This window comes from Kitasatospora sp. NPDC056076 (genome assembly GCF_042266305.1).
Taxonomy (GTDB): Bacteria; Actinomycetota; Actinomycetes; order Streptomycetales; family Streptomycetaceae; genus Kitasatospora.
This window is the reverse complement of record NZ_JBHJWG010000005.1, coordinates 1-24,358: the sequence shown is the minus strand read 5'-3', so window position 1 is coordinate 24,358 and position 24,358 is coordinate 1. Positions and strand designations below refer to the sequence as shown.

General features: G+C 74.4%; 21 protein-coding genes and 1 rRNA gene. 6 read left to right on the top strand and 16 right to left on the bottom strand.

Annotated elements, in window-relative coordinates; all coding sequences use genetic code 11:
* Positions 1-6: 6 nt before the first annotated feature.
* The 8 genes from ACFC1T_RS05890 to eccD all read right to left on the bottom strand — a co-directional run bounded on the left by ACFC1T_RS05890 (position 7) and on the right by eccD (position 7,482).
* The gene (locus ACFC1T_RS05890; RefSeq protein ID WP_375884073.1) at positions 7-327 is read right to left on the bottom strand and encodes a hypothetical protein; all 321 of its coding nucleotides are present in this window, start codon (positions 325-327) and stop codon (positions 7-9) included.
* Positions 320-802: a YbaB/EbfC family nucleoid-associated protein gene (locus ACFC1T_RS05885; RefSeq protein WP_375884071.1), complete on the bottom strand. Its 483-nt coding sequence runs from the start codon at positions 800-802 to the stop codon at positions 320-322. Before ACFC1T_RS05885 ends, ACFC1T_RS05890 begins: the two co-directional genes overlap by 8 nt.
* A 36-nt stretch (positions 803-838) precedes the next feature.
* Positions 839-3,022: a hypothetical protein gene (locus ACFC1T_RS05880; RefSeq protein ID WP_375884069.1), complete on the bottom strand. Its 2,184-nt coding sequence runs from the start codon at positions 3,020-3,022 to the stop codon at positions 839-841.
* Positions 3,023-3,217: 195 nt separating this feature from the next.
* Positions 3,218-3,700, bottom strand: coding sequence for a hypothetical protein (locus ACFC1T_RS05875; RefSeq protein WP_375884067.1), 483 nt, complete (start codon positions 3,698-3,700; stop codon positions 3,218-3,220).
* A gap of 16 nt (positions 3,701-3,716) precedes the next feature.
* Positions 3,717-4,016, bottom strand: coding sequence for a hypothetical protein (locus ACFC1T_RS05870; protein ID WP_375884065.1), 300 nt, complete (start codon positions 4,014-4,016; stop codon positions 3,717-3,719).
* 79 nt (positions 4,017-4,095) lie between these two features.
* Positions 4,096-4,428, bottom strand: a complete 333-nt coding sequence (locus ACFC1T_RS05865; RefSeq protein ID WP_375884064.1) for a WXG100 family type VII secretion target — start codon at positions 4,426-4,428, stop codon at positions 4,096-4,098.
* A 102-nt stretch (positions 4,429-4,530) separates the two neighbouring features.
* Positions 4,531-6,003 (bottom strand): type VII secretion protein EccB, encoded by a 1,473-nt coding sequence (eccB, locus tag ACFC1T_RS05860; RefSeq protein ID WP_375884062.1) that lies wholly within the window; start codon positions 6,001-6,003, stop codon positions 4,531-4,533.
* Between the two features lie 111 nt (positions 6,004-6,114).
* A complete protein-coding gene (gene eccD, locus ACFC1T_RS05855) occupies positions 6,115-7,482 on the bottom strand; it encodes a type VII secretion integral membrane protein EccD (protein ID WP_375884059.1) in 1,368 nt (455 codons plus the stop codon).
* A gap of 221 nt (positions 7,483-7,703) precedes the next feature.
* Here eccD and eccCa point away from each other — a divergent pair, with 221 nt between their 5' ends.
* The 3 genes from eccCa (at position 7,704) to ACFC1T_RS05840 (ending at position 15,673) form a co-directional block, all read left to right on the top strand.
* Positions 7,704-11,750, top strand: a complete 4,047-nt coding sequence (eccCa, locus tag ACFC1T_RS05850) for a type VII secretion protein EccCa (RefSeq protein ID WP_375884454.1) — start codon at positions 7,704-7,706, stop codon at positions 11,748-11,750.
* A 130-nt stretch (positions 11,751-11,880) separates the two neighbouring features.
* A complete protein-coding gene (locus ACFC1T_RS05845) occupies positions 11,881-14,745 on the top strand; it encodes a hypothetical protein (RefSeq protein ID WP_375884057.1) in 2,865 nt (954 codons plus the stop codon).
* A 43-nt stretch (positions 14,746-14,788) separates the two neighbouring features.
* Positions 14,789-15,673 (top strand): chitosanase, encoded by an 885-nt coding sequence (locus ACFC1T_RS05840; RefSeq protein ID WP_375884055.1) that lies wholly within the window; start codon positions 14,789-14,791, stop codon positions 15,671-15,673.
* 66 nt (positions 15,674-15,739) lie between these two features.
* On the opposite strand, the gene ACFC1T_RS05835 is transcribed toward ACFC1T_RS05840, so the two are convergent.
* The 3 genes from ACFC1T_RS05835 to ACFC1T_RS05825 form a co-directional block, all read right to left on the bottom strand.
* Positions 15,740-16,210: a hypothetical protein gene (locus ACFC1T_RS05835; protein WP_375884053.1), complete on the bottom strand. Its 471-nt coding sequence runs from the start codon at positions 16,208-16,210 to the stop codon at positions 15,740-15,742.
* Between the two features lie 11 nt (positions 16,211-16,221).
* Positions 16,222-16,884 carry an LPXTG cell wall anchor domain-containing protein gene (locus ACFC1T_RS05830; protein ID WP_375884052.1) on the bottom strand — a complete coding sequence of 221 codons (663 nt, stop codon included), beginning with the start codon at positions 16,882-16,884 and terminating at the stop codon, positions 16,222-16,224.
* 185 nt (positions 16,885-17,069) lie between these two features.
* Positions 17,070-17,582, bottom strand: coding sequence for a DUF6584 family protein (locus tag ACFC1T_RS05825; RefSeq protein ID WP_375884050.1), 513 nt, complete (start codon positions 17,580-17,582; stop codon positions 17,070-17,072).
* A gap of 250 nt (positions 17,583-17,832) precedes the next feature.
* On the opposite strand from ACFC1T_RS05825, the gene ACFC1T_RS05820 reads away from it, so the two are divergent.
* Positions 17,833-18,411 carry a YbhB/YbcL family Raf kinase inhibitor-like protein gene (locus ACFC1T_RS05820; protein ID WP_375884048.1) on the top strand — a complete coding sequence of 193 codons (579 nt, stop codon included), beginning with the start codon at positions 17,833-17,835 and terminating at the stop codon, positions 18,409-18,411.
* A gap of 62 nt (positions 18,412-18,473) precedes the next feature.
* Here ACFC1T_RS05820 and ACFC1T_RS05815 read toward each other — a convergent pair whose 3' ends face one another.
* Entirely contained in the window at positions 18,474-19,181 is a 708-nt protein-coding gene (locus tag ACFC1T_RS05815; protein ID WP_375884045.1) for an SDR family NAD(P)-dependent oxidoreductase, read from the bottom strand.
* A gap of 101 nt (positions 19,182-19,282) precedes the next feature.
* On the opposite strand from ACFC1T_RS05815, the gene ACFC1T_RS05810 reads away from it, so the two are divergent.
* The gene (locus ACFC1T_RS05810) at positions 19,283-20,167 is read left to right on the top strand and encodes a helix-turn-helix transcriptional regulator (RefSeq protein WP_375884043.1); all 885 of its coding nucleotides are present in this window, start codon (positions 19,283-19,285) and stop codon (positions 20,165-20,167) included.
* A gap of 76 nt (positions 20,168-20,243) precedes the next feature.
* Positions 20,244-20,888 carry a hypothetical protein gene (locus ACFC1T_RS05805; protein ID WP_375884040.1) on the top strand — a complete coding sequence of 215 codons (645 nt, stop codon included), beginning with the start codon at positions 20,244-20,246 and terminating at the stop codon, positions 20,886-20,888.
* A 171-nt stretch (positions 20,889-21,059) separates the two neighbouring features.
* On the opposite strand, the gene ACFC1T_RS05800 is transcribed toward ACFC1T_RS05805, so the two are convergent.
* The 4 genes from ACFC1T_RS05800 to rrf form a co-directional block, all read right to left on the bottom strand.
* Complete coding sequence (locus tag ACFC1T_RS05800) at positions 21,060-21,521, bottom strand: hypothetical protein (RefSeq protein ID WP_375884037.1); 462 nt, start codon at positions 21,519-21,521, stop codon at positions 21,060-21,062.
* Positions 21,522-21,776 carry a hypothetical protein gene (locus ACFC1T_RS05795; RefSeq protein WP_375884035.1) on the bottom strand — a complete coding sequence of 85 codons (255 nt, stop codon included), beginning with the start codon at positions 21,774-21,776 and terminating at the stop codon, positions 21,522-21,524.
* Positions 21,777-21,931: 155 nt separating this feature from the next.
* Positions 21,932-24,040, bottom strand: a complete 2,109-nt coding sequence (locus ACFC1T_RS05790) for a phosphocholine-specific phospholipase C (protein WP_375884033.1) — start codon at positions 24,038-24,040, stop codon at positions 21,932-21,934.
* Positions 24,041-24,274: 234 nt separating this feature from the next.
* Positions 24,275-24,358, bottom strand: a 5S ribosomal RNA gene (rrf, locus tag ACFC1T_RS05785); the annotation flags it as partial.

Below are 24,358 nucleotides of genomic sequence, written 5' to 3'. Positions count from 1 at the left end.
CTTCTCCTAGAGGCTGTTGATGATGTCCGTCGCGGTGTCCTCCGCGTAGTCGAGGTCCGCGACCAGGTTGATGCCGTTCTCGCCGGCCTTCGCGACGACCTCGCTGATCTTCTGGACCAGGTCCTCCAGGTCCTTGGTGGCCTGGTCCACCTGCTGGTGGTACTGCTTGCCGATCTCGTCGTCGCCGCCGACCTTCTTGTTGGCGTCGTTGATGTGCTTGACCTCGTCCGAGATCTTGTCGATCAGGGTCTTCAACTCGCCGAACTCCGCGAACCGCCGCTTGAGGTCCTGGGTCTTGGCGAAGACGTTGTCGGAGGAACTACTCACGGAACTCCTCCTGGCGCCCGGCCCGGCGGCGCTCCGACTCGGCGTCCGCCCCGTACCCGGGCCGCATCGAGCGCAGCGGCTCCAGCAGCCGGTCCAGGTCGCTGCCGCCGGTCATCGACATCCGGAGCATCTCGCCGACGCCCTCGAAGCCCTTGACCGCCTGGACGACCTGCTCGCCCATCTTCGCCCGGGCCTCGTTGAGCAGGTCGGTGAGCAGGCTGCCGAGCTGGGCGGGGGCCAGCTCCTGGTAGGCGGTGGTGTGGAAGGTCAGCGCGAGGACCTGGCCCTGGGGGCCGACCTTGGCGGTGACCATCCGGTCCTTGGAGGTGACCGTGGCGGAGGACGCGGCCAGTTCGGCCTGGACGGCCTCGGCCTTCTCCTTCTGCACCCGCAGGGCCTCCATGGCCTGTTCGAACTCGGCGCTCATCGAGCCGAACAGGCCGTCGGGGCCGAAGGGGTCGGCGGTGGCGGGCATGGTGCTTCCTTTCGCGGTGGCGGGGGTGGCTGGTGGTCAGCGGCCGATGACGCCGCTGACGGCGGTGCTCTCGGTGCCCCAGACCTCTTCGTCCTCGGCCAGCCAGGTGGTGCGCTGGCGGTCCTTCTCCTTCTGGCCGGGCGCGCCGGCACCGGCGCCCGCGCCGGGCGGCATCATCGGCGGCATCCCGCCGGTGGTCGACATGCCCTTGCCGGTGAGCGCGGCCCGCTCGGCCTCGGCGGCCGCCTTGGCCGCCGCGGCCTTCTCCGCCTCGGCGGCGGCCTCCGCGGCCGTCCGGGCCTGGAGGGTGTTCGGATCGCCGCCGGAGGCCAGTGACTTGGCGCTCATGCCGCTGCGGCCGCCGGGCAGCAGGCCGCCGCCGGGCAGGCCCCCGCCGAGACCGCCGAGGCCGCCGGCGGAGTCGCCGAACGACAGGCCCGACGGGTGGTAGCCGCCCGACCCGAAGTCGCTGCCGGGGAGCAGCCCGTCACCGCCCCCACCACCGGAGCCGAAACCGCCGCCGAAGCCGGAGTCGAAGGCGTGCCGCTGGTCGGCGAGCAGCTGGGAGACCTCGGAGACCGGCCTGCCGTCGGGATCCAGCAGGGTGCCGTCGGAGTCGACCCGGGAACCGGGCCGGACGACCACCGGGTTGCCGTTGCCGTCCAGGACGGGCTTGCCGTCGGGGCCGATCACCCGGCCCTGGTCGTCGACGGTCGAGCCCGGCGGCACCTTCATGTGGTCGCCCGAGCCGGTGCCGACGCTCGCCCCGTCGGGCGCGGTGATCGGCTTGCCGTCGCGACCGAGGACGGGCCGGCCGTCCGGGCCGATCACCTGGTGGGTGGTCGGGTCGATGCGGCTGCCGGGCGGCACGGTGACGGGGTTGCCGTCGGCGCCGTAGATCTGCTTGCCGTTCTTGTCCAGCAGCGGCACTCCGGAGCCACCGCCGTCCCCGAGCGAGGGCAGGCCGCCGTGGTCACCGAGCCCGCCGAGCCTGCCGGGGCCGGTGGTCAGGCCGGGCCCGGGCCCGAGGTCGGTGGAGCCGGGGCCCTTGAGGCCGTCCGGGCCGCCGAGGCCGCCCGGGCCGCCGGTGAGGCTCTTGAAGTTGTCGCTCATCCCCTTGCTCATGTCGCTCAGCGACTTGTTCATGTTGTCGTTCATGGTGCTGAGGTTCTTGCCGAGGTCGGCGAGGGGGTCCGTCTTCGACGGGTCGTCCGTCGGCGGCGGGTTGTACGGCGTCCGCATCGACGGCGTCTTCACGCCCGCCGAGAGGGCCTTGATCGCGGGGACGTACGCCTTGTCGAGGGTGGCCGTGGCCTCCTTCGCGGCCTTGTCGAGGTGGTCGGCGACGTTCTTGAGCCAGATCTCCTTGGCCCGCTGCTCCGCCTTCTTCCAGAAGTCGTCGCCGTTCGGGTCGCCCCAGGCGGTGGTGACCGTGAAGTTCGGGGTGCCGTAGACGGTGATCGTCGGCCCGTCGGAGGTGGAGTTGGTGACCGAGGTCTCGGCGACGGTGACGTGCGCCGAGGACATCCCCTCGATCAGCGAGTCGAAGAGCGGGTTGACCGGCCAGGCGTCGCGGCTGTTGCGGTAGTCGTCCTGGCCGTACCACATGGACAGGACGGCGTTGCCGACGGCGTCGCGGGCGTCCTTGAGGTAGCTGTACACGTGCTTGTCGTGCAGGTCCTTGGCGAGGTCGTCCAGTTCGCCGCCGAACATGGTGAGCATGGTCCTGAACGCCCCGGCCGCGCTGCCCTGCCAGTCGGCGCCGGGGGCGGCGATGTCACCGGCCCAGCCGTTGACCGTCGGCGCCCAGGTCTGGAGCAGCTGCTCGGCGCCCTGGAGCGTCGCGGCGGCGGTGTCGAAGCTCCAGACGCTCATGGTGTCGTTCTCGGCGGGCGAGTGGGCGAGCGGCATCAGGACGTCGTAGCCCTGCTGGATCCACTTCCCGAGGTCGGTCGTCCCGGCCTCGAACTGCGGCCAGTTGAGGTTGCAGCCGATGACGTAGCTCCACTGCCCGCCGTCGGTGCCGGTGAAGTTGTACGACCACCAGCAGTCGTAGCCCTCGTTGCCGCCGGTCTGCTTGAAGTAGTTGAGCGTCTCGCACTTGTGGTTGGCGATCCACTTCACCTTGTCGTCACCGGTGACGGTGGAACGCTGGACGAAGGTGGTCTGGGTGCTGCTCGCGAAGACCGGCAGCACGTCTTCCCAGGTCTTGTCGGCCATGCGGTCACAGCTCCAGGGCGTCGGGGCACGGGGCGGGCCGGAGGGAGGGCCGGCCCGCCCCGTGGGCAGGGGGGTGACGGCGCGGGCGCCGTCGGAGGGGGTCGGTGCGCGGGACGGACGAGGTCGGACCCTGAGTCAGGGTCGGACCCTGATTCGGAGTGGGACTCTGAGTCAGAGTGGGACCCTGAGTCGGGGTCAGACCTTGAGTCCGCCGCCGCCGAGGACGTCCTGCACCAGGTACATCATCTGAGCGGCCGAGAGGGCGTCGTCCGCTCCGTTCTTGAGGTCACGCTCGGCCCTCGACAGGTCGTCGATCATCTTCTGCACCTGGTCCTCCAGCGACTTGAACTGGTTCTCCAGGGACTGGCAGTACTTGGCGAAGCTCGACTCGATCTGCTTGACGCTCGGCAGCGCCGTGCCGCCACCGGCCAGCAGGGTGGCGTAGTCGCCGGAGAACTGCCCGCCGCCGATGCCCAGGACGAACTGCTGGAGCGCCACCCGGGTGGGGTGGGTCCGCAGGTCCTGGAGCATCTTGACCAGCTTGGTCCGGGCGAAGTCGAGCAGGTAGGAGTCGGTGACCGTGAAGGTGTTGCCGTCGTCCTCCCCGCCCGGCTTCTTCTTCGGGTCGTCGGCCGGCTTCTTCTTCGGACCGTCGTCGGCCGGCTTGTCGTCGGACACCGCGGCTCACCCGGTCCTAGTAGGTGAAGTTGGAGCCGGCGCGCTTGTCCGAGTCCCGGATCAGGCCGTGCACCTCGTCCAGGGCGGCGGCGGCCTTCGCGACGTCGTCGGTCATCGCCGCGTCCGCGCTCGACAGGATGTCGGAGTAGGCCTTGCCGCCGTCGGCGTAGTCACCGTGCAGCTCGTGGCCGAGGCCCTGGGTGAGGAAGGTGCGGGTCTGCTCCATCATCTCGTGCATCATCTGACTCTGCTGGCGCAGCATCGCCGCGGCCTCGTCGATCTGCTGGTGGTGGAGTTCCATCCGGTCGTCTGCCATGGTGCGTTCCCTTCGGTCAGCGGTGGTGGGGTGGTGCGGGCTCAGCTGCCCGCCGGCCCGGTGTCGGCTCAGGCCGGTGTCAGCTCAGGCCGTTGACGATGGCGTCGCCGGCGCCGAGGCCGGAGACGATCTGCACGGAGTCCTGGCCCGCGCCCTGGATCAGGCCGGAACCGCTGGTGAGCAGGTCGTGGAAGGTCTTGTACTGCTCGCGGACCTTGTCGTACTTGGCCTGCCAGTCCTGCATCTTCTCCACGAAGACGGTGCTCGCGGCCGCCTGGAAGTGCGCGGTGATCTCCTCGACCACCGCGTGGATCTGGCGCTGGGTCTCCTGCATGTGCTGGTCCTGCGCCTCCACGGTGGTCAGCACCTGCTGCACTACCGCCGGATCGTTGAGCATGCTGTTGCCGGCCATGCGTCGTCCCTTCTCGGGGTGCGGGCACCGGTCGTTCGCCGGTGCCTCGGGATGGGGCGTGCGCGGCCCGGCATCTTGAACGGGCGCGCACGGCTGTCGGGTTCAGCCCCCGCAAGGGTTGGTCAGGTTGGTCGGGTTCGCCGCGCCGCCGACGCCCCCACCGCCGACCACCCCGCCGGCGGCCAGCGCCGCCGGGTCGAGGCCGGGGCCGGTGGGCAGCAGGCCGAGCAGGCGGTTCGGGACGCCGGCGGGGGCGACCTTGTCGTAGCCGAGCTGCTTGGCCGCGGCGGCGGAGGGCAGCGGGTACTTCACCCCGGCGTCGGTGACCAGGTAGACGGTCGAGCCGGCGCCGGAGCCCGTCACGGCCCGGACCAGGGCGCCGCCACCGGGGCGCACCGCGATCAGGTCGGCGCCGCCGCAGGCCGGGGCGACGCCCGGCTGGGCGGCCGGGGGCCGGCCGTCGGCGGCGTCCGCCAGGGTGAGGGTGACCGCGCCCGGGTCGGCCGTCGGGCCCAGTTCGGCGCACGGCGCCTGACCCTGGCCGACGGCCGTCGGCTGCGGTGGCCGGGCGGGGAGTCCGGTGCCGGCCCAGGCGGCCGCGGTGGCGGCGGGCGGCTGGTGGGCGGCGAGGTCGGCCGGACCGACCGGGCCGGGGGTGACGGCCGCGCCGCCGTAGGCGTCCCGCTGGGTCCGCGGGTCCTCCTGGACGAGCCGGAACAGCGTCTCGCCGAGCGGCACCAGGCCGTCCCCGGCGAGCAGGTAGTGCTCGCCGCCGGGCCCGGCGAACAGCTGGCCGACCTTGCTGGGCAGGCCCGCGATCGCCGGTCCGGGGGTGCCCCGGCCGGGCAGGTCCGGGGCCTTGAGGTCCGGTCCGACCGGGAGGGCGTCCAGGAAGCCGGCCGTCACGGGGTACGGGGTGGCGGCGGCCCGGCCGAGCGCCCGCAGGCCCCCGTTCGCGGTGTCGATCCTCAACCGGTGCCCGTGCCAGAGCAGTTGGGGGGTGCCGTCGGGCCCGGCCGCCAGTACCGACTGGTCGTCGGCGAGCGGGCGCCCGCTGCGGCGCAGGCCGACCGAGAGCGTCAGCTGCGGGAGCATCCGGGTGCCCTGGGTGGCCGTGGTGGCGCAGGCCGACCAGTCGGCCGGGCCGAGGTCGCGCACGGCCGGGACGGCGTCGGGGGCGCCGAGGATCCCGACCGCGGGGCCGCGCGGGGTGCCGGCCAGCGAGGCGGCGCTGACCTCCGCGAGGCGGAACTGGTCGCCGGCGAGCAGGCGGGCGCTGGACTGGTTGAGCACCGGGCGCAGCAGGCCGTCGGCGTACAGGTAGCGGGCGCCGCTCTCCTTGACCACCACCAGGGTGCCGGGCTTCTGCCAGGCGGTCGCGCCGCCGGGCCTGACGAGCCCGTAGACGCCCACGCCGACGCCGATCAGCAGTCCGACGGCCAGCCCGACCGTGGCGCCGCGGGTGGTCCGGGCGACGGGTGTGTCGGGGGCGTCGGGTTCGCCGCGCAGCATTCCGGAGGAGACCCGGCTCATCACGAACAGGTGAGCCTGCACCTGGTCGCGTCTGGACTGCATGGGAGGTCTCCCGGGGTCGGTGGTTCGGGTCGAGGGGTGTGCGCGGACTGCGCCGTCTGCGCGGACTGCGCTGTCTGCGCCGTCCGCGCGGTCCGCGGGCGCTACGGCCGGTCAGCCCGCCACGCCGCGCAGCGCGTGGTAGAAGCCGAGCGTCTGGAGCGCGAGCGGCAGCAGCGCGACGGCCGCGAGCGAGTGCAGCAGGTCGGCGGCGCGGCCCCAGTAGGGCAGCAGTCGGCGGCCGGGCACCGTCCAGGCGACCACCAGCAGGGCCGCGGCGACGGCCAGCAGCCCGGCCAGCAGCGTCAGCCGGTCCTGCGGGTCGCCGCGCAGGCCGAGCCGGCCGGCCAGCAGCACCAGCCCGTACAGGCCGGGCAGGATGACGGCGAGCCGCTGCCGGAGGCTGCCGATCTCGCGCGCGTGCAGCAGGAGCAGCACCGACAGGTCGGCGGCGGTCGCGGCCGGGCCCCAGCCGTCGGCGCCGGCCAGCAGGGTCAGGCAGGCGGCGCAGGCCAGGCCGGTGGCGGTCAGGAAGCCGGTGAGGTAGCCGTCGGCGACACCGCCGCGGGCGAGCACGGACCCGGCCGGGAAGGGCTCGATGTCCTCCTGGAGCTCCTCGGCGTTGCGCGGCAGCGCGGGCAGCCGCAGCCCGGCGAGCTTGAAGGCGAGTCCGGGCAGGAAGGCGCCGAACAGCACGGCGGCGCAGGCCAGTACGGCGGCGGAGTGCTCCGGCGGCACGTCCCGGACGGCCATCGCCCCGGCGCCCACGCCGACCACCGCGACCAGCAGCGCGGAGAGGAAGAACGGTGCCGAGGCGCCGGTGACGGCGAGGGCCAGGACGGCCGCGCCGGCCCCGGCGGAGCCGCCGGCCAGCAGCCGGTCGGCGGCGCCCAGCCCGGGCAGCAGGGTCGCCGCGGTGACGGCGTACCCGATCCCGGCGGCGCCCAGGGCGGTGCCCGCGCCGGCGTCGCCGACGGTGCGGGCGGCCCCGCCGGCGCCGACCAGCAGCAGCACGGCGGCGGTCGCGGCGGCGGCGCAGCGGGCCGGCCCGGGGCCGGGCAGGAGCAGCAGCGCGATCCCGCCGGCGAGGGCGACCAGGGCGGCGGCCACCGCAAGGTGGTGGGTGAGTGCGGGGCGCCAGGAGTCGGGGCGTTCCAGCATGCCGCTGCGCACCCCGTCGACCAGGTCGTCGAAGTGGACCGGCGGCAGTTCGGCGGTGCGCGGGCGCAGGTGCAGTTCCTCGCCGTCGTGCAGTCCGAGCGCGTCCGGGGTGCGTTCCTCGTCGAGGGGTTCGCCGCCGAGGCGTTGGAGCACCCAGCCGGAGTGTTCGCCGCCGGCCTCCTCGGTGTCGGCCCCGGCGTGTCCGAGGACGGCGGGCATCAGGTCCGCGAGGACCACGTCGGACGGCACGGCCAGTTCGAAGGCCGTCCCGGGCGCGCGGAACCTCAGCCTGCACAGGCCGGCCACGGCTGCACCACTCATGCTCTCCACTCTCCGCTCCACCGGCTTCCGACGGCCTTCCGACGACCCTCCGACGACCTTCCGACGGGCTTCACGTGCGCTCCGGCGGAAAGGTTCACGGGCCGGTGAACCTCCACGGGGGCGCGGCACGTGCGATGGGTCGACAGATCCACGCGTGTGTGAGGAGGGCCCCGTTGAGCCAGGTCGTGGTCGACCGTCCGCCCCGGCGCTCCGGGCCGGAGATGCCGGACGGGGACATCCAGTTGCAGGAGCCGCCCGGTCTGCCGGAACAGCAGAGCGGGCTGGCGATGATGCTCACCATGGCGCCGATGGCGCTGAGTTCGCTGTCGATGGTGTTCATCTTCCTGAACCCGAACACCGCCAACGGGCCGCTGACGTACGTCGCGATCGGCATGATGGGCCTGTCCGCCGTCGGCATGCTGGTCACCCAGCTGATCCGGGGCGCGAGCGACCGCAAGCGGCAGCTGCGCGGCGAGCGCCGGGACTACCTGCGCTACCTGTCGCAGATCCGCCGGCAGGTCCGCCGGCACACCGTCGAGCAGCAGCGGGCGCTGGCCTGGCGCCACCCGGAGCCGGCCGCGCTGGCGACCATGGTGGGCAGCTCGCGGCTGTGGGAGCGGCGGGCCGGCCACCCCGACTTCGGTGACGTGCGGATCGCGGTGGGCGCCCAGCGCCTCGCGGTGCGGCTGGCGCCGCTGGCCACCAAGCCGGTCGAGGACCTGGAGCCGCTGTGCGCCCACGCGCTGCGGCGGTTCATCCACGCGTACGGCACGCTCCCGGAGCAGCCGATCGCGGTGCACGTGCGCGGCTACGCCCACGTGCTGCTGCGCGGGCCGCGGGAGGAGGCCGACGCCGGCACCGACGAGGCGGGCGGGGGCACGGGCACCGGCGGACACCCGGCCACCACCGGGGAGGACGGCGCCGACGGTGAGGCCCGACGCGCCCTGGCCCGGGCGGTGGTGGCCCAACTGGCCTTCTTCCACGCCCCCGACGAACTGCGGATCGCCCTGGTCACCGGCCCGGAGCGGCGGGCCGACTGGGACTGGACGAAGTGGCTGCCGCACGCCCTGCACCCGAACGAGACCGACGGCGCCGGCCCGGTGCGGCTGGTCGCCGCCTCGATGGTCGAGCTGGAGCAGCTGCTCGGCAGTGAGTTCGCCGCCCGCGGCCCCTGGGAGCCGGACGTCCAGCCCGGCCGGGAGGAGCCGTACGTCCTGGTCGTGGTCGACGGGGTGGCGCTGCCCTCCGGGGGCCGCGCGGCGCTGGCCGGCTACCGCAACGCGACCGTGCTGGACGTGGGCGGCGCCCTGGAGTGGGAGCACGCCAAGCACCGGCTGCGGCTGCGGATCACCGCGGCCGGCGCACTGGAGCTGGTCGGCTCGGACCGCAACCGCCGGGACGCCGTCACCGCGCTCGGCCGCCCCGACGCGCTCGGCCCGGCCGCCGCCCGCCGCTACGCCGCGCAGCTGGCGCGCTACCGCCTCGGCACCGGCTCCGACGGCACCGAGCCGCTGGCCACCGACTTCGACCTGACCTCGCTGCTGGGCGTCAAGGACCTGCACCGGCACGACGTCCGCCGGGCCTGGTCCGAGCGGCCCGCCGAGCAGCGGCTGCGCGTCCCGCTCGGCCTGGGCTCGGACGGCGCCCCGGTGGACCTCGACATCAAGGAGTCCGCCCAGGGCGGCATGGGCCCGCACGGCCTGCTGATCGGCGCGACCGGCTCCGGCAAGTCGGAGCTGCTGCGCACCCTGGTGCTGGCCCTCGCGCTGACCCACTCCTCCGAGACGCTCAACTTCGTGCTGGTCGACTTCAAGGGCGGCGCCACCTTCCTCGGCCTGGACCGCCTGCCGCACACCTCGGCCGTGATCACCAACCTGGCCGACGAGGCCGCCCTGGTGGACCGGATGCGCGACGCCCTGCACGGCGAGCTGATGCGCCGCCAGGAGCTGCTGCGCTCGGCGGGCAACTACACCTCACTGCTGGACTACGAGGCCGCCCGGGCCGCCGGCGTCCGGCTGGACCCGCTGCCGACGCTGTTCGTGGTGGTCGACGAGTTCTCCGAACTGCTCGCCGCACACCGCGACTTCATGGAGCTGTTCATCATGATCGGCCGGCTCGGCCGCTCGCTCGGCGTGCACCTGCTGCTCGCCTCCCAGCGCCTGGACGAGGGCCGGATGCACGCCCTGGAGTCCCACCTGTCCTACCGGATCGGCCTGCGCACCTTCTCGGCGATGGAGAGCCGCGGCGTGCTCGGCGTGCCCGACGCCTACCACCTGCCCTCCCAGCCCGGCAACGGCATCCTGCGCAGCGACATCTCCACCCTGACCCGGTTCAAGGCCGCCTACGTCTCCGGCCCGTACCGTCCGCAGCGGCCGAGCCCGGCCCGGCAGGCGGCGGTGGCCGGCCAGGTCGTCGCGTACGGCACCGAGTACGTCGCGCCGCGCCGGCAGCCGGTGGTCGAGCCGGTGGCGGCGGCGGCCGAGGCGCCCGAGGAGGAGACCGCCCACACCCTGCTGGAGCTCGCCGCCGAGCGCCTCACCGACGCCGGCCCGCCCGCCTACCGGGTCTGGCTGCCGCCGCTGGACGTGCCGCCCACCCTGGACGAGCTGCTGCCCCCGCTGGCGCCGCACCCCGAGTACGGCCTGACCACCGAGGGCGGGCCACGGCGCGGCGCCCTGACCGTGCCGGTCGGCGTGGTGGACCGGCCGTTCCAGCAGCTGCGCGACCTGCTCACCGCCGACCTGTCCGGCGCGGGCGGCCACGTCGGCATCGCCGGCGCCCCGCAGAGCGGCAAGAGCAACCTGCTGCGCACCCTGGTCACCGGCCTGGCGCTGACCCACACCCCGCGCGAAGTGCAGTTCTACTGCCTGGACTTCGGCGGCGGCGGCCTGTCCGCGCTGCGCGGCCTGCCGCACGTCGGCGGGGTCACCGGGCGGCACGACCCGGAGCGGGTGGGCCGCACCGTCGCCGAGATCAACGGCATCATCGCCCGCCGCGAGCAGAGCTTCGCCCGGCTGGGCATCGACTCCGCCGCCGCCTTCCGGCGCCGCCGGGCGGCCGGCGACCCGGAGCTCGCCGACGACCCGCACGGCGACGTCTTCCTCGTCGTCGACGGCTGGAACACCCTGCGCCAGGAGTTCGGCGAACTCGTCCAGGTGCTCGGCCTGATCGCCGGACGCGGCCTCAACTACGGCGTCCACCTGGTCGTCACGGCGACCCGGTGGGCCGAGGTCACCAGCGCGCTGCGCGACCAGCTCGGCACCAAGTTCGAGCTCCGGCTGGGCGATTCGGTCGACTCCATGATCAACATGCGGGCCGCCGCCACCGTCCCCAAGGTGCCCGGCCGGGGCCTCACCGACGAACAGCTGCACTTCCTCACCGCCCTGCCCCGGATCGACGGCACCGGCGACCCGGACGACCTCGCGGACGGCGTCGCCGACCTCGTCGAAGCCGTCAACGACCACTGGACCGGCCCCCGCGCACCCCAGGTGCGGATGCTGCCGCTGCTGCTGGAACCCGCCGCCCTGCCCGCCCCCGAGGGCCGGCTGCGGATCGCCCTCGGCCTGGAGGACCGGGAGATCTCCCCGCTCTGGCACGACTTCGAGGACTCCCCGCACCTGATGGTGATCGGCGACAGCGAGACCGGCAAGACCAACCTGCTGCGCCACCTGGTCAACGGCATCACCTCGGCCTACACCCCCGCCGAGGCGCGGATCATGCTGATCGACTTCCGGCGCGGCCTGTTCGACCTCGTCCCGGAGGAGTACCGGCTCGGCTACGCCGTCGCCGTCGACGTGCTCAAGCAGATCGTCCAGGGCGCGGCCCGCGCCATGGAGGGCCGCGTCCCCGGGGAGTCCATCACCCCGGCCCGGCTGAAACTGCGCGACTGGTGGACCGGCGCCGAACTGTTCATCCTCGTCGACGACTACGACCTGATCGCGGCCCCGCTCACCGGCCACCCCTTCGCCCCGCTCCTCGACCACCTCGCCCAGGGCACCGAACTCGGCCTGCACCTGATCGTCGCCCGCAGCGCCAACGGCGCCGGCCGGGCCCTGAGCGACCCGCTGCTGCGCCGACTGCACGAGGTCAACACCCCGGCGGTGCTGCTCTCCTGCCCGCCCAGCGAGGGCGTGCTGTTCGGCAACGTCAAGCCGCGCCAGCTCCCGCCCGGGCGGGCCCTGCACATCACCCGCCGGCGCACGGTGCAGCTCCAGACGCCGCTGGTGCCCGAGCCGGCGGAGGGGGCGGAGGGGGTGCGGAAGGAGTGACGGCGCGGGTGCCGGCGCGGGTGCCGGCGCGGGAGCGGCGCCGGTGAACCGAAGGCCGTACCCGCGCCGTACAGCCTGCCGGGACGCCGCCCGTACGGGTCCCGACGACCGAACAGGGAGGCGTACGCCGATGGTTGAGGTGGGGCCCCGCCCGTCCACCGAGCCGGGCTCCGGTTCGGCGCTGCGCCGCCGGTTCGGCCGCCGCTCCGCCGCACCCGCGCCGGCTGCTCCGACCGCGACGGCTGTTACGGCCGCTCCGACCGCGACGGCCGCGACGCCGCCCGCGCGCCGCGCGCCGACCCGCTCCGTGCTCCGCCCCTTCGGCCCGCACTACGTGATCGCCCCGCGCGAGGTCAGCGACGCCGAACTGTCGGCCGCGATGGGCAGCCTGCGGCCGGTGCCGAACGCCCTCGTCGTGGTCGCCGCTGCGGCCGACGCCGCCCCGGTGCTGCGCGAGCAGATGGCCGAACTCGGGCTGATCGCCCGCACCCGCGGCGCCGGCAGCCTGATCCTGGCGGCCTCCGGCCTCGCCGCCCTCGGGCCCGGCGGCCGACGGCCCGCCGAGGTGGTGGCCGACAAGGCAGGCCTCCCGGTGGTCGCCCCGGACGGCCTGGTCGCCATCCAGCCCGACGGCACCCTCAAGGTCACCGCGCCCGCGGGCTCCGCCGAACCCGCGACCTGGTGGCACTGCCCGCCCGGGGGCCGGCCCCGCCGGCTGCGCGAGACGGTCGAGGCGACCGGCCCCGTCCCGCCGGTCCCACCCGGGCCCTCCGGTCCCGGCCTGCCGCCGCCCGCCGTCCCGCCCCGGACCGTCGCCGCGCCCGGGCCGACCGTGCTGCCCGCCTCCGTCGCCGTCCACCGGCTGGCCACCGGCTACTGGCTCAGCCACGTCACGGCCCGCCCCGAACCCGCGATGCCGTTCCTGCGGCAGCTCGCGACCCCGCCCGGCACCACCCCGCTGGTGGTCGGCACCCCCGCCCAACCCGTGCTCGCCCCCGAGGAGTTCGCCGACGCGGCGCTCTCCCTGCCGACCGGCCCGGACCAGCTCCTGGTCACCGCCCCCTGGGCCGACCCGGGCACCCTCGCCGCCCTCTCCGGCACTCTCGCCGAACGGCTCGGCCGCCCCGTCCACGCCTCGATCGGCCTCCCGGTGGCCCACCAGGGCGTCCACACCACCCGGATGCTCGACCACCACGGCGCCACCACCTGGGAGCCGTACCTGATCCGGCTCACCTCCACCAACCGGCACGACACCGTCGGCGCCGCCTGGCGCAACGGCGGCGCCGGGTGGCGCACGGTCGGGCCCGGCGTGTTCGAGGCCTTCCCGTTCTGGTGCCTGGAGGCCGTCCCCGCCGGGCTCTGGCTGCGCCCCGAGCCGCCGTACGCCTGGGCGCCCCGGCTGCTGCGGCCCGATCCGGCCCGCCCGCTGCTCGTGGTCGGCGAGCGGGCCCGGCTGATCCCGCACGACACCTGGGAGCAACTGGCCGCACTGCTGGACCAGTTGCCCGCCCCCGGGGTGCGGGGGTTCGGGCTGCTGCTGCACGGGCTGGTCGACGCGGCCTCCGAGAGCAGCGCCCGCTTCTTCGCCCGGATGCACGGGCTGGTCTGGCTCAACCCGCCCGCCCGGAGCGGGCTTTCCGGCCCGGCGCCGGTCCCGGTCCCGACCACCCCTTCGGCCTCTGCGATGGGCGGCGGCCTCGGCCTGCCGTCCGCGCCCGCCACCCTGCCGACGGGCGCGGGCACGGAGTCCTTCGCCGTACCGTCGCTTCCCACGGCCGTCGCCCCGGACCTGCTCCCCCCGACGGCGCCACCGGCCGGGCTCGCCATCAGCAGCGCCGGGGCCGCACCGGCGGGCGTGCCTGCCGCGCCCCGACCGCCCACCGCCGAAGGCCCGTTCGCCGCCGAGGCGATGGCCACGGCGGTCGGCGCTCCCGCGCCCGGACGCCCGGCCGAGCGGCCCACCGCTGCGGCGGAGCCCGCGCCACCGGTGACCGCTGAACCAGCCGTCACCGCACCGGAGTCCACCCCGGAACCCGAGCGGCCCGTCGAGGGCGAGACTGCCGAGGGTGCGACCGCCGAGGGTGCGACTGCCGAGGGTGAGACCACCGAAGCCACACCCCTCGCCTTCGCCCTCGCCGCACGCTACTTCGGCGCCGCCGACGCCCTGCCGCTCGCCCCGGTGAGCAGCGCCGCCGACCGGGACGCCTTCCGCACCCTGCTCGGCGAGCACTACCACCGCGGCGCCGGACGCGTCGAACCCGCCGTCACCCGGCTGCCGGGCCTGCGCTCGACCGGCCGGGACGACCTCAAGCCCGACCTGGTCGCCGTCCTGCTGCACCACGAGGGCACCGACGTGCCCGCCGCCCGAGAGGCGGTGGTCGCCGCGGCACGCGGCGGCGCCCCCGGCCCGCTCGCGCCGTACCTGGCCTGCCTGGCCTCCGGCCTGCGCCGCCTGCCGAGCCATCACGGCGCGGTGCTGCTGGGTACGGACCTCCCGCCGGAGGTGCTGGAGGCGTACCCGCCCGGCCTCGCCCTGGTCGAGCCGGCGCCGGTCACCGGCCTCTCCTCCCCGGCGGCCGACCTGGGCAGCGCCGTCGAGTTCGTCGTCTGGTCGACGACCGGGCGCCGGACGGCCGTGTTCGGCGCGGACGGCGAGGTGCCCCAGGTCACCTTCGCCCCGGGCACCGGCTTCGTCGTGGTCGGGACCGTCCCCGGCGACGGCGCCGCCCGGCCCGCCCGGGTGCTGCTGCGCGAGACCGGCGGCCCGACCACGCCGGACGCCGACCGCGACCGCAGCGCCCGGGACCGGCTCCGGGCCTGGCTGGAGCGCCGCGACAAGGTGGCGCCCGCCGACCGCCGGGCGGTCGGCCGCCCGGAGCGCTTCCGGCTGACCCCCGGCGCGGCCCTGCCCGTACCGGGGCCCGCCGCCGAACTCCCGTCCGCCCCCGAACTCCCTTCCGTCCAGGCCGACCCCGAGCCGGCCGCCGAGGCCTGACCGGACGACGGCCGGCCCCTCCCCACTCGACCCCGGAGCACGCATGCCGCCCGCCCACGCCCGCCCGTCCCGGCCGAAGGCCCTGCACATCGCCACGGCCGCCGTGCTGATCACCGCCGTCACCGCGACCGCGGCCAGCGCCCGCCCGCACCGCACCACCCAGCCGCAGCCCGGCGCCACCGCCACCCCGGGAGCCACCTCCTCCCCCGGCCCGGCGGCCGGGCTGAACGACCCGCGCCTCAAGGACATCGCCCAGCAACTGGTGTCCAGCGCCGAGAACTCCTCGCTGAACTGGAAGGCCCAGTTCGCCTACCTGGAGGACATCAAGGACGGCCGCGGCTACACCGGCGGCATCATCGGCTTCTGCTCGGGCACCGGCGACATGCTCGACCTGGTGAAGCACTACGGACAGCTCAAGCCCGGCAACCCGCTCGACAGGTACCTGCCGGCCCTGCAGAAGGTCAACGGCTCCGCCTCGCACGCCGGCCTCGACCCCGACTTCGCCGGAGCCTGGAAGAAGGCCGCCCAGGACCCCGCCTTCCAGCAGGCCCAGACCGACGAGCGGGACCGCGTCTACTTCAACCCGGCCGTCATGCAGGCGCAGACCGACGGGCTGCGCGCCCTCGGCCAGTTCATCTACTACGACGCCATCGTGATGCACGGCCCCGGCGACGAGCCGGTCAGCTTCGGCGGCATCCGCGCCGCGGCGATGCGCAAGGCGAGGACCCCCGCCCAGGGCGGCGACGAGAAGACCTACCTGGCCGCCTTCCTGGACGCCCGCCGGGCCGCCATGAAGACCGAGGCCGCCCACGAGGAGACCGACCGGGTGGACACCGAGCAGGAGGTGTTCCTGCGCGCGGGCAACCTGGACCTGCGGACCCCGCTGGTGTGGAAGGTCTACGGCGAGTCGTACCGCATCGACAACTGACCGCGCCACCACGCACGAAGGGGCGGCCGCTCACGCGGCCGCCCCTCCCCGTTCACGCCCTGGCGGTCACCAACCGGCCCTGCCCGCGGTGGACTTGCTGTCCACCGCCTCGACCTGGGGGCCGGAACTGGTCCGGATCAGCGGTGTTCCCGCCGGGGTGATCGCCTCCCGCACCGTCCGTACCGGTCGCGCCACGGGCTCCTCGGCCCCGAACGCGTCCAGCCGCAGCACCAGGTTGTGCGGCAGGACCGGCCGCGGCTGCCCCGGCCAGTAGCAGTCCGTCGCCCGGACCTCCCGGCTGCGGCGGCCGCCCGTACCGGTCACCGGACCGGGCACCACCTCGACGTCCGGCCGCCATCCGCGCCCCGGCCACAGGTGCTCCAGGCGCAGCTCCCAGGTGTCGGCGTCGACGACCAGGGACTCCCCCACCGCACCGGCCAGCACCAGGACCCCGTACGGGGTGCGGACCACCGCCCGTTGCTCGAAGTCGGCGTCCTTGCCGACCACCGTGATCCGCCACGCTCCGTCGACGAACATCCGTCGGACCGTCAGGCCTTGCGGCGGGCGGCGACCCGGCGCGCCGCCACGACGAGCCCGGCACCGCCGACCAGGGTCGCGGCACCGGCCACCGCGAGGCCGGTGTTGCCGCCGCCACCGGTCTGCGCGAGCGCCGGCGCGGCGGAGGCGGAGGCGGAGGCACTCGCCGAGGGCGAGGCGCTGGGGTGCGCGGCGGGCGAGGACGGGCTCCCCGACGGGCTCCCGCTCGGCGTCGGCGTCGCCGTCCGACTGACGGTCGGCGTCGGCGTCCGCGTCCCAGGCTTGGTCAGGGTCGGGGTCGGCGTCGGGGTGCCCGTCGGCGTCGCGGAGGGGCAGAGCGGCACGTCGGCGATCTGCTGGTCGATGTGGGTGTCCGCCAGGGTGTAGCGCCACCGGTCGCCGTGGCCCGAGTAGCCGACCGTCACCTTGGCGGTGCCGTGCCCGGCGATGGTGCCGTGGTGCTCCTCGGTGCCGCCGATCAGGCTGAGCGTGTAGTCGCCCGCGTCCTGGTAGTTGTTGCCGAGGACGACCTCGACGTGACCGGCGTCCGTCCGGCAGCCGACCGTCAGCGAGGCGTCGCCGGGGTGCCAGGCGAAGGCCTGCCCGGTCCCGGCCAGGGCCAGGGCGGCGACCGCACCACCGGTGACCGCGGCAGCGCGGCGTACGTGCTTCATCTGTGCTTCTCCTCGGAGGGTTCAGGGCGTTCGTGGGGGCCACGAGGGCCACCCCGGCCGCGCCGTCCGTGGGAATCGGCGGGCACCCGGGGCAGCACCGGACGGCCCCGACGGGCCGCCACCGTCAAGTACGGCCCACCCCCGCCCGGGGGTTCATCCCCGCACGCACCACCGCACCGAACCGCTCAGAACCACCAGCCGGCGAAGGTGACCATGCCGAGCACCGCGAAGGCCCCCAGCAGCAGGCCGACGAGGCCGATGCCGAGGCAGAACCACGGCCCGCTGTCGTCGTCGGACGCGTTCGGCCGGTAAGGGTCGGACACCTGGCCCCACTGGACCGGGCGGCCTTCCTCCGCGGAGGCCGCGGCACGCAGTTCGGCCAGCCGGGCGCGGGCGGTCTCGGTCGATGCGGTGCGCTCGGAGGTGCGCCAGGCGAGCGCCCGCATCCGGCGCCGCGGATCGGCGTAACGGCCCTCGAAGGCCGCGGTCTCGGCCTCGTCCCGCTCCTCCTCCAGGTAGGCCCAGCGGCCCGCCTCGACCGGCTCCCCGTACAGCCGGTAGACCTCGGCCAACCGGCGCCGGACCGTGAGGTCCGCCGGGTAGCGGCCCACCAGGCTGCGCAGGCGTTGGCGGGCGACGGGTATCCGGCCGGCGCGGAGGTCCGCGTCGACCTTCGCGAGGGTGGTCTCAACTGTCACCGGAGCATCGTGATCGACGAAGAAGCGCTGGTCAAACGGGTTTCCGTGCCCGCACCCCAACCACCACCGGCCACCCGGGCGAGAAAGTAGTTGATAGGCAACAATGATTTGCCAAGGCCCGCCGAGGCCTCCGGGGCCTGGTGACCAGGGAGGCCTATCCCGACGACAAGCGGCGTAAGGTCGTGCACGTCACCGACCCCGCCCGCCGAAGCCCCCTGACGGCGCCAGCGGCCCAAGGAAAGCGACCCCCATGTCCGTACTCGGCACCCTGCTGCGCAACCGCCGCCCGGAAGAACGCACTTACGCCTGGAACCAGCCCTGCCTGGACGGCCCGGAGACCCTCACCCTCACCAGCCGGGACTTCACCGACGCCGGCCTCCTGCCCACCCGGCACAGCGGCACCCGGGTCGGCGGCGAGAACCTCTCCCCCCACCTCGCCTGGAGCACGCCCCCGGCGGGAACGGCCGAACTCCTGCTCGTGGTCGAGGACATCGACGTCCCGCTGGGCTCGAACCCCGCCGTCCACTGCCTCGCCCTGCTCGACGGGCCCCACCTGCCGAGCCCGCAGGAGCTCGCCCCCGGCGCCCTCGCCAAGTCCGCCCCCGCCCCGGGCGTGACCCTGCTGCGCTCCTTCATCGGCCGCGGCTACCACGGCCCCGAGCCGCTCAAGGGCCACGGCCCGCACCGCTACGTCTTCGAGCTCTACGCCCTCGCCGAGCCCCTGCCGAACCGCGCCGCCCTCCCGAACACCCGCCCCCGCCGCCTCCTCACCTCCCTCACCATCCCGGTCCTCGCCCGCGGCCGCATCACCGGCACCAGCGAACGCTGACCCCCGGCCCGGCCCCGCCCGGCCGCGCGCCCACCCAGTGGGTAGGTCACCCGGTGGATCGGTCACCAGGGCAGCGGGCCCTCGGCGTCGCGGTAGGTGCCGGTGGGGCCGTCCGGGGTCAGGCAGGCCATCCGGACGATGATCCCGGCGCCCTGCTCGACGGTCTGGATGCCGGTGTTGCCGTTGAGGTCCGTCTTCGTGAAGCCGGGCTCGACGGCGTTGATGCGCATGTGCGGGAACGCCTTGGCGTACTGCACGGTGATCATGTTGACGGCGGCCTTGGAGGCCGGGTAGGCGACGCCGGGGTAGGCGTAGGTGGGGGTGCCCGCGGTGGTGACGCGGGTGAGCGAGGCCAGGCCGCTGCTGAGGTTGACGACGACGGGGGCGGCGGAGCGCTGGAGCAGCGGGAGGAACGCGTGGAGGACGCGTACCGTGCCGAAGACGTTGGTCTCGAACGTGCTCCGCATCAGGTCGGCGGTGACGTCGGCGGCGCCGATGACGCGGTTGTCCGCGTCCCGCTCCTCCACGCCGGCGTTGTTGACCAGCACGTCCAGGCCGCCGTCGGCCTCGACGGTCCTCGCCGCCGCGGTGACCGAGGCGTCGTCGGTGATGTCGATGACGACCGGCCGCGCGCCAAGCCGCTCGGCGGCGCGACGCCCGCGCTCGGGGTCCCGGCTGCCGATGTACACGGTGTGGCCTGCGGCGATGAGTTGACGGGCGGCCTCGAAGCCGAGGCCCTTGTTCGCTCCGGTGATCAGTGTGGTGGTCATGCCTCCACGATGCTGCGCGGCGACGCCGTCAGCCAGGCGTCCGGTCTTCCTGGGACTGCCGGTACCAGGCACCTGCGGGTGGGGCGGTGCACAGTGGTGGCATGGCGACCACGGAGTTCGGGCGGACGGTGCGGCGCTGGCGCGACCGGGTCCCGCCGGAGGCGGCCGGTCTGCCGGCGGGCGGCCATCGGCGCGCGGCCGGACTGCGCCGGGAGGAGCTGGCGCTGCTGGCCGGGATCTCGGTCGACTACGTCACCCGCCTCGAACAGGGCCGGGCGGCCAACCCGTCGGAGCAGGTCGTCGAGGCGCTGGGGCGGGCGCTGCGACTGAACGCGGAGGAGCGTGAGCACCTGTTCCGGGTCGCCGGGCTGGTGGCGCCGGGACGCGGCACGGTGCCCGCCTACATCACGCCCAGCGTGCAACGGATGCTGGACCGGCTGACCGGCACACCCGTCGCCGTCCACGACGCGGCGTGGACGCTGCTGCTCGCCAATCCGCTCTACACCGCGCTGATGGGTGAACGGCACGGCAAGGAGCGCAACGGGGCGTGGCGGAACTTCCTCGGCGAGGGCAGCCGGGTCCGCCACACTCCGGAGTCCCGGCGGGCGTTGGAGACCGCCGTCGTCTCCGACCTGCGGGCGACGGCGGGCCGCTACCCGGCGGACCAGGGGCTGCGGCGCCTGATCGCCGATCTGCGCGGCAACAGCGAGCGGTTCGCCGAGCTGTGGGACTCCGGCGCGGTGGGGCACCAGGAGGCCTCGCGCAAGACCGTCGACCACCCGGAGGTGGGACCGCTGACGCTGGACTGCGACGTGCTCAGCGTCGCGGGCAGCGATCTGCGGATCATGGTCTACACGGCCGAACCCGGCACCGAGGACGCCGAGCGGCTGGCGCTGCTGGCGGTGATCGGCACCCAGGCACTGGCAGGCCGCCCCAGCACCGGCGTCGGTACCGGCACCGGCGTCGGTACCGGCACCGATTCGTGACGTGCCCCTGCCTAGTTCGTTCGCGCCCCGGTGTGGTGGGATGTGCTCGAAGGGTGACGAACGCAGGTGGGGGTGCGTGGTGCGGAGCGGACGACTGCTGGGGCTGGACGGGGACGCGGCGAATCTGGTTGCCGTGGGGCTGGTCCGGCTGGGGACCGAGGAATGGCTGGGGGCGACGGGCGGGGCGCCCGCCTGGGTGGGCGGGCTGCGCGCGGCCTCGTTCGCGGACGCCTGGCTGTCCTTCGGCGACACCGCCGCCCCCGGACTGCGGGTGCCGGCCTCGGCGGTGGTACCTGCCGTCGTCGAGCAGGCCGCCGAGCTGCTGCTGCGCTCCTGCGGGGACGACGCGGCGACGGCGCTCGGCTGGCTGGGCCAGCGCTCCGCCGAGGCCCGCGAGGAGGCCGAGCGGGAGGACCAGACCCACCCCGCCGAGCCCTGCGCGCTGACCCTGGTGTGGCACGGCGTCCAGGCACTCACCGCCGAGAACGGACCGGCCCACCGCCTCCGCGCCCAGGAGCGGGCCGAGGCCTACGTCCGGGAGCGCCACCGCCGCCAGGACACCCTGGCGCTGGTGCTGTGCTGCGCCCGGATCGCCGCGGCCGCGCTGGTGGAGCTCAGCGAGGGCGACCCGGCCCGGGTCGACGGCTGGCTGGAGCAGGACGCGGCGCGCGCGATGCCCCTCGTGGCCCCCGTCCCGCTGTGGGTGCCGGGCCGCCCCTGACGGCCGGCCCTGGTCCCGGCGGGCCGGGGCGCCGCCTCGGCCCCTGCTCGACAGGGTTCAGGCACTCGGCAGCAGGAGCCGTGACAGCCCGTACTGGAACCGGCTGTCGAAGGAGACCGCGACCACGAGGTGATGCGCCGGCAGGAACGGTCCTCCCGACTCAGTCCCGGGTCACCTCGACGCCGGGGCCTGGCCTGCCGGCCAGGCCCGCCAGACACGACGTGTGTTCGGCAGGTCGGGGCGGTCCAGGAGCCAGCGCACATACCCTGCCTGGCAGCGGGCCCACGGGCTGTCGGATTCGACCGCGCGGTCGAGCCTGCCACGCAGGTCGGCGCTGTCGACGGCCCGGGCGACCCGCACGTACTCGCGGTCCTTGCAGCGGTACGCGCGGTGGACGACGATCTCGACCAAGTCGGTGAGCTTCGCCCTGATCGCCTCCGGCTGGTGGGCCAGGGCCAGGTCCCGGAGAAGACTCTGCTTCGTGCCCCACGCCTTCGCATGGTGGGTCCACTCCTGCGGGTATCGCGCTTCCCACTCCAGGAAGAGCAACGCGTAGGGCAGCCCGGGCCAATGCGCCAGATCCCCGCTCGCGGGGCGACCCCACAGCCCGTCAGGCAGCGAACGTCCCTGCACTCAGCCATACCTCCGGCGCGCCTCGCGGAAGGCCGGCTCCTGGTACTGCTCCTCCGCCCCCAGGGGCATCGTCAGCCGCCACAGCTCATTGCACCGATCGAGCGCGTCCTCGACCTGCCTCTGTGCCTCAGCCAGTTGGTCAAGCGCTGCACTCCTCACCGCCGGATCATCCGCTATCAGTCCGAACGCCCAGCCCAGCCGCTCGCCCCAGGCACAAGCGTCGTCCGCACCTGGACTACCTGCCTCTTCCGTCACGCAGGGGATCATCCCCCAGCACCGTCCGCTCGCTCCACTCGACGGTGCGCGCCGGGCCGGTCCCCGTCCGGAGTGGACGGGGACCGGCCCGGTTGTGCGGGGAGCATCGCGGGAACGGGGTCGGGCTCCGCCGGCGGAACCCGTCGGGGCAGCGGTCAGCGCGGCCCGGGGTCGCTGATGCCGGGGCGGCCGTTCTCCAGGTGCCCGGCCCAGCGGCGCCGGTAGGCCGGCCCGTCCGTGGCGGCGACGGCGACGTCGTACCAGCGGTTCTCGTCGCGCAGTTCGAAGGTGAACCGGACGTCGTCGCCGGGCCGCAGGGTGCGGCCCTGCTTGGCGCCCTTGGCGTACGCGTTCTCGGCGGTGACGGTGCGGGTGGTGTCCCCGTGGTTGGACACCGTCACCCGCACCTTGTCCTTACCGGGTTCGAAGCGGGCGACCAGGCCGCCCACCGTCTTGCCCTCGAACTCCTGCACCGAGCCGTTCGGCCCGTGGGCGACGAGGTGGTAGCCGCCGTCGACCAGCGGCCAGTGGTCCTCGAAGCTGTCACCGGCCGAGACGGTGTAGCGGCGGGGGGCGGCCGTCGGCGCCGTCCGGTCGTAGACGTAGAGCCAGGCCCCGGCCGCGCCCCGGTTGTTCAGGTTGAGCTGGAACACCGTCGCGTCGTCGGTCTCGTCCTCGTTGACCCGCAGGTCGTACGGGAGGGCGCGGGCCGGGCGGGTGCCCGGCTCCTGGGTGGGCATCCGCTGGGGCAGCGGCACCTGGTACGGCTTGCCCTGGGAGGCGATCGGCGCGGGCACGGGTATCGAGACCTTCCCCCGGTCGGCACCGGAGAAGTCCAGCGCCGAGGTGAGGTCACCGCAGACGGACCGGCGCCAGGCACTGATGTTGGGCTCCTCGATACCGAAGCGGGCCTCCAGGAACCGCAGCACCGAGGTGTGGTCGAAGGTCTCCGAACAGACCCAACCACCGCGCGACCAGGGAGAGATGACCAGCAGCGGCACACGCGGGCCCAGCCCGATCGGCTGCAGCCCGCCGCGGTCGGCGCCGGGCACCAGCGGGCTCATCTCGCCCGGGTACTTGGCGAGGTCGAGCAGCTCGTCGCCGAGGCTCGCCTCCAGGTCGGTGGAGACCATGCCCTGACCGCCCGGCCGGCTGACGACCGGCGGCATCGGCGGCACGACGTGGTCGAACAGGCCGTCGTTCTCGTCGTAGTTGATGAGGAAGACGGTCCGGCCCCAGACCTCGGGGTTGGAGGTGAGCGCGTCCAGCACCAGGTTGATGTAGTACGCGCCGTCGGTGGGGGTGGCGGAGGGGTGCTCGCTGTACAGGTACGGCGGGACGATCCAGGAGACCTGCGGCAGCCGGCCGTTCTGGACGTCGGCCCGGAACTCCTTGAGCGTGTGGTCGGTCGCACCCTTCTCCACCAGCGGACCGGAGGCGCCCTCGGCGACCTGGTAACGCTCGAAGAACATCAGCGAGTTGTCGGTGTAGTTGTCCGTCGGGGTGCCCGGCTCACCGGAACCGCCCTGGTACAGCTTCCAGCTGACCCCGGCCTGCTCAAGCCGCTCGGGGTACGTCGTCCAGGTGTAGCCGTTCTTGCCGTTGCGCTCCTCCAGGCCGGGCCCGTTGGGCTTGCGGCCGTAGGCGTTGCGCGGGTCGCTGGTGCCGGTCCACAGGTAGATGCGGTTGGGCGCGGTGTCGGCGTGGACGGAGCAGAAGTACGAGTCGCAGACGGTGAACGCGTCGGCGAGGGCGAAGTGGTACTGGAGGTCCTGACGCTTGAGGTGCCCCATCGTCATGACGTCCTGCTTCTGGTTCACCCACTGGTCGTGGCGCCCTTCGTTCCAGGCGAGGTGACCGCTGCTCCACCCGTGGTCCGTCCCGGCCTGGTGCTCGGTGGTGTTCCTCGGGTCGATGTACCAGGGCAGCACCTCCTTCTCGGAGGCCGGCAGGCCGCGGTCGTGGTAGCGCCCGGTCTTCACCGCGGCGGCGGGCTGGTGCCAGTTCGGCCGACCGTCGGGCAGAGCCGTGGGACGCGGGTCGTCGAACCCGCGCACGCCGCGGAGGGTGCCGAAGTAGTGGTCGAAGGAACGGTTCTCCTGCATCAGGATGACGACGTGTTCGACGTCCTTGATCGAGCGGGTCCGGCTGATCGCGGGCAGGGCCAGCGCCTTGCCGACCGCGGGCGGCAAGACGCCGAAGCCCGCGGCAGCGGCGGACGCGCCGCCCAGCTGGAGGAAGCGGCGCCTGTCGATGGAGGCCACGTGATGTCCTTCCCAGTCGTGCCATGCATGGGTGTTCCGAGAAGGCTCGAACATAAGGCAGCGCACACGGGCCGTACACAGTGCGACGGCGAACGCCACGTGAGCTTTCGGCCAACTGTTGTCCAGTCAACTTCCCGCCCCGGCGGCCTACTCCGCTTCCCGCCGCACACCGAACGGCCGGAAACGCGAAAAGGCCCCGCCGGGTTCACCCGGCGGGGCCTTTTCTGAATGATTGTTCGGCGGCGTCCTACTCTCCCACAGGGTCCCCCCTGCAGTACCATCGGCGCTGTGAGGCTTAGCTTCCGGGTTCGGAATGTA

Excerpts from the sequence above, each read along its gene's own strand:
- ACFC1T_RS05830 (WP_375884052.1), bottom strand. The coding sequence starts at position 16,884 with ATGAAGCACGTACGCCGCGCTGCCGCGGTCACCGGTGGTGCGGTCGCC.
- ACFC1T_RS05870 (WP_375884065.1), bottom strand. The coding sequence starts at position 4,016 with ATGGCAGACGACCGGATGGAACTCCACCACCAGCAGATCGACGAGGCC.
- eccB (WP_375884062.1), bottom strand. The coding sequence starts at position 6,003 with ATGCAGTCCAGACGCGACCAGGTGCAGGCTCACCTGTTCGTGATGAGC.
- eccCa (WP_375884454.1), top strand. The coding sequence starts at position 7,704 with ATGCCGGACGGGGACATCCAGTTGCAGGAGCCGCCCGGTCTGCCGGAA.
- eccD (WP_375884059.1), bottom strand. The coding sequence starts at position 7,482 with ATGAGTGGTGCAGCCGTGGCCGGCCTGTGCAGGCTGAGGTTCCGCGCG.
- ACFC1T_RS05840 (WP_375884055.1), top strand. The coding sequence starts at position 14,789 with ATGCCGCCCGCCCACGCCCGCCCGTCCCGGCCGAAGGCCCTGCACATC.
- ACFC1T_RS05845 (WP_375884057.1), top strand. The coding sequence starts at position 11,881 with ATGGTTGAGGTGGGGCCCCGCCCGTCCACCGAGCCGGGCTCCGGTTCG.
- ACFC1T_RS05885 (WP_375884071.1), bottom strand. The coding sequence starts at position 802 with ATGCCCGCCACCGCCGACCCCTTCGGCCCCGACGGCCTGTTCGGCTCG.
- ACFC1T_RS05880 (WP_375884069.1), bottom strand. The coding sequence starts at position 3,022 with ATGGCCGACAAGACCTGGGAAGACGTGCTGCCGGTCTTCGCGAGCAGC.
- ACFC1T_RS05865 (WP_375884064.1), bottom strand. The coding sequence starts at position 4,428 with ATGGCCGGCAACAGCATGCTCAACGATCCGGCGGTAGTGCAGCAGGTG.
- ACFC1T_RS05820 (WP_375884048.1), top strand. The coding sequence starts at position 17,833 with ATGTCCGTACTCGGCACCCTGCTGCGCAACCGCCGCCCGGAAGAACGC.
- ACFC1T_RS05835 (WP_375884053.1), bottom strand. The coding sequence starts at position 16,210 with ATGTTCGTCGACGGAGCGTGGCGGATCACGGTGGTCGGCAAGGACGCC.
- ACFC1T_RS05815 (WP_375884045.1), bottom strand. The coding sequence starts at position 19,181 with ATGACCACCACACTGATCACCGGAGCGAACAAGGGCCTCGGCTTCGAG.
- ACFC1T_RS05810 (WP_375884043.1), top strand. The coding sequence starts at position 19,283 with ATGGCGACCACGGAGTTCGGGCGGACGGTGCGGCGCTGGCGCGACCGG.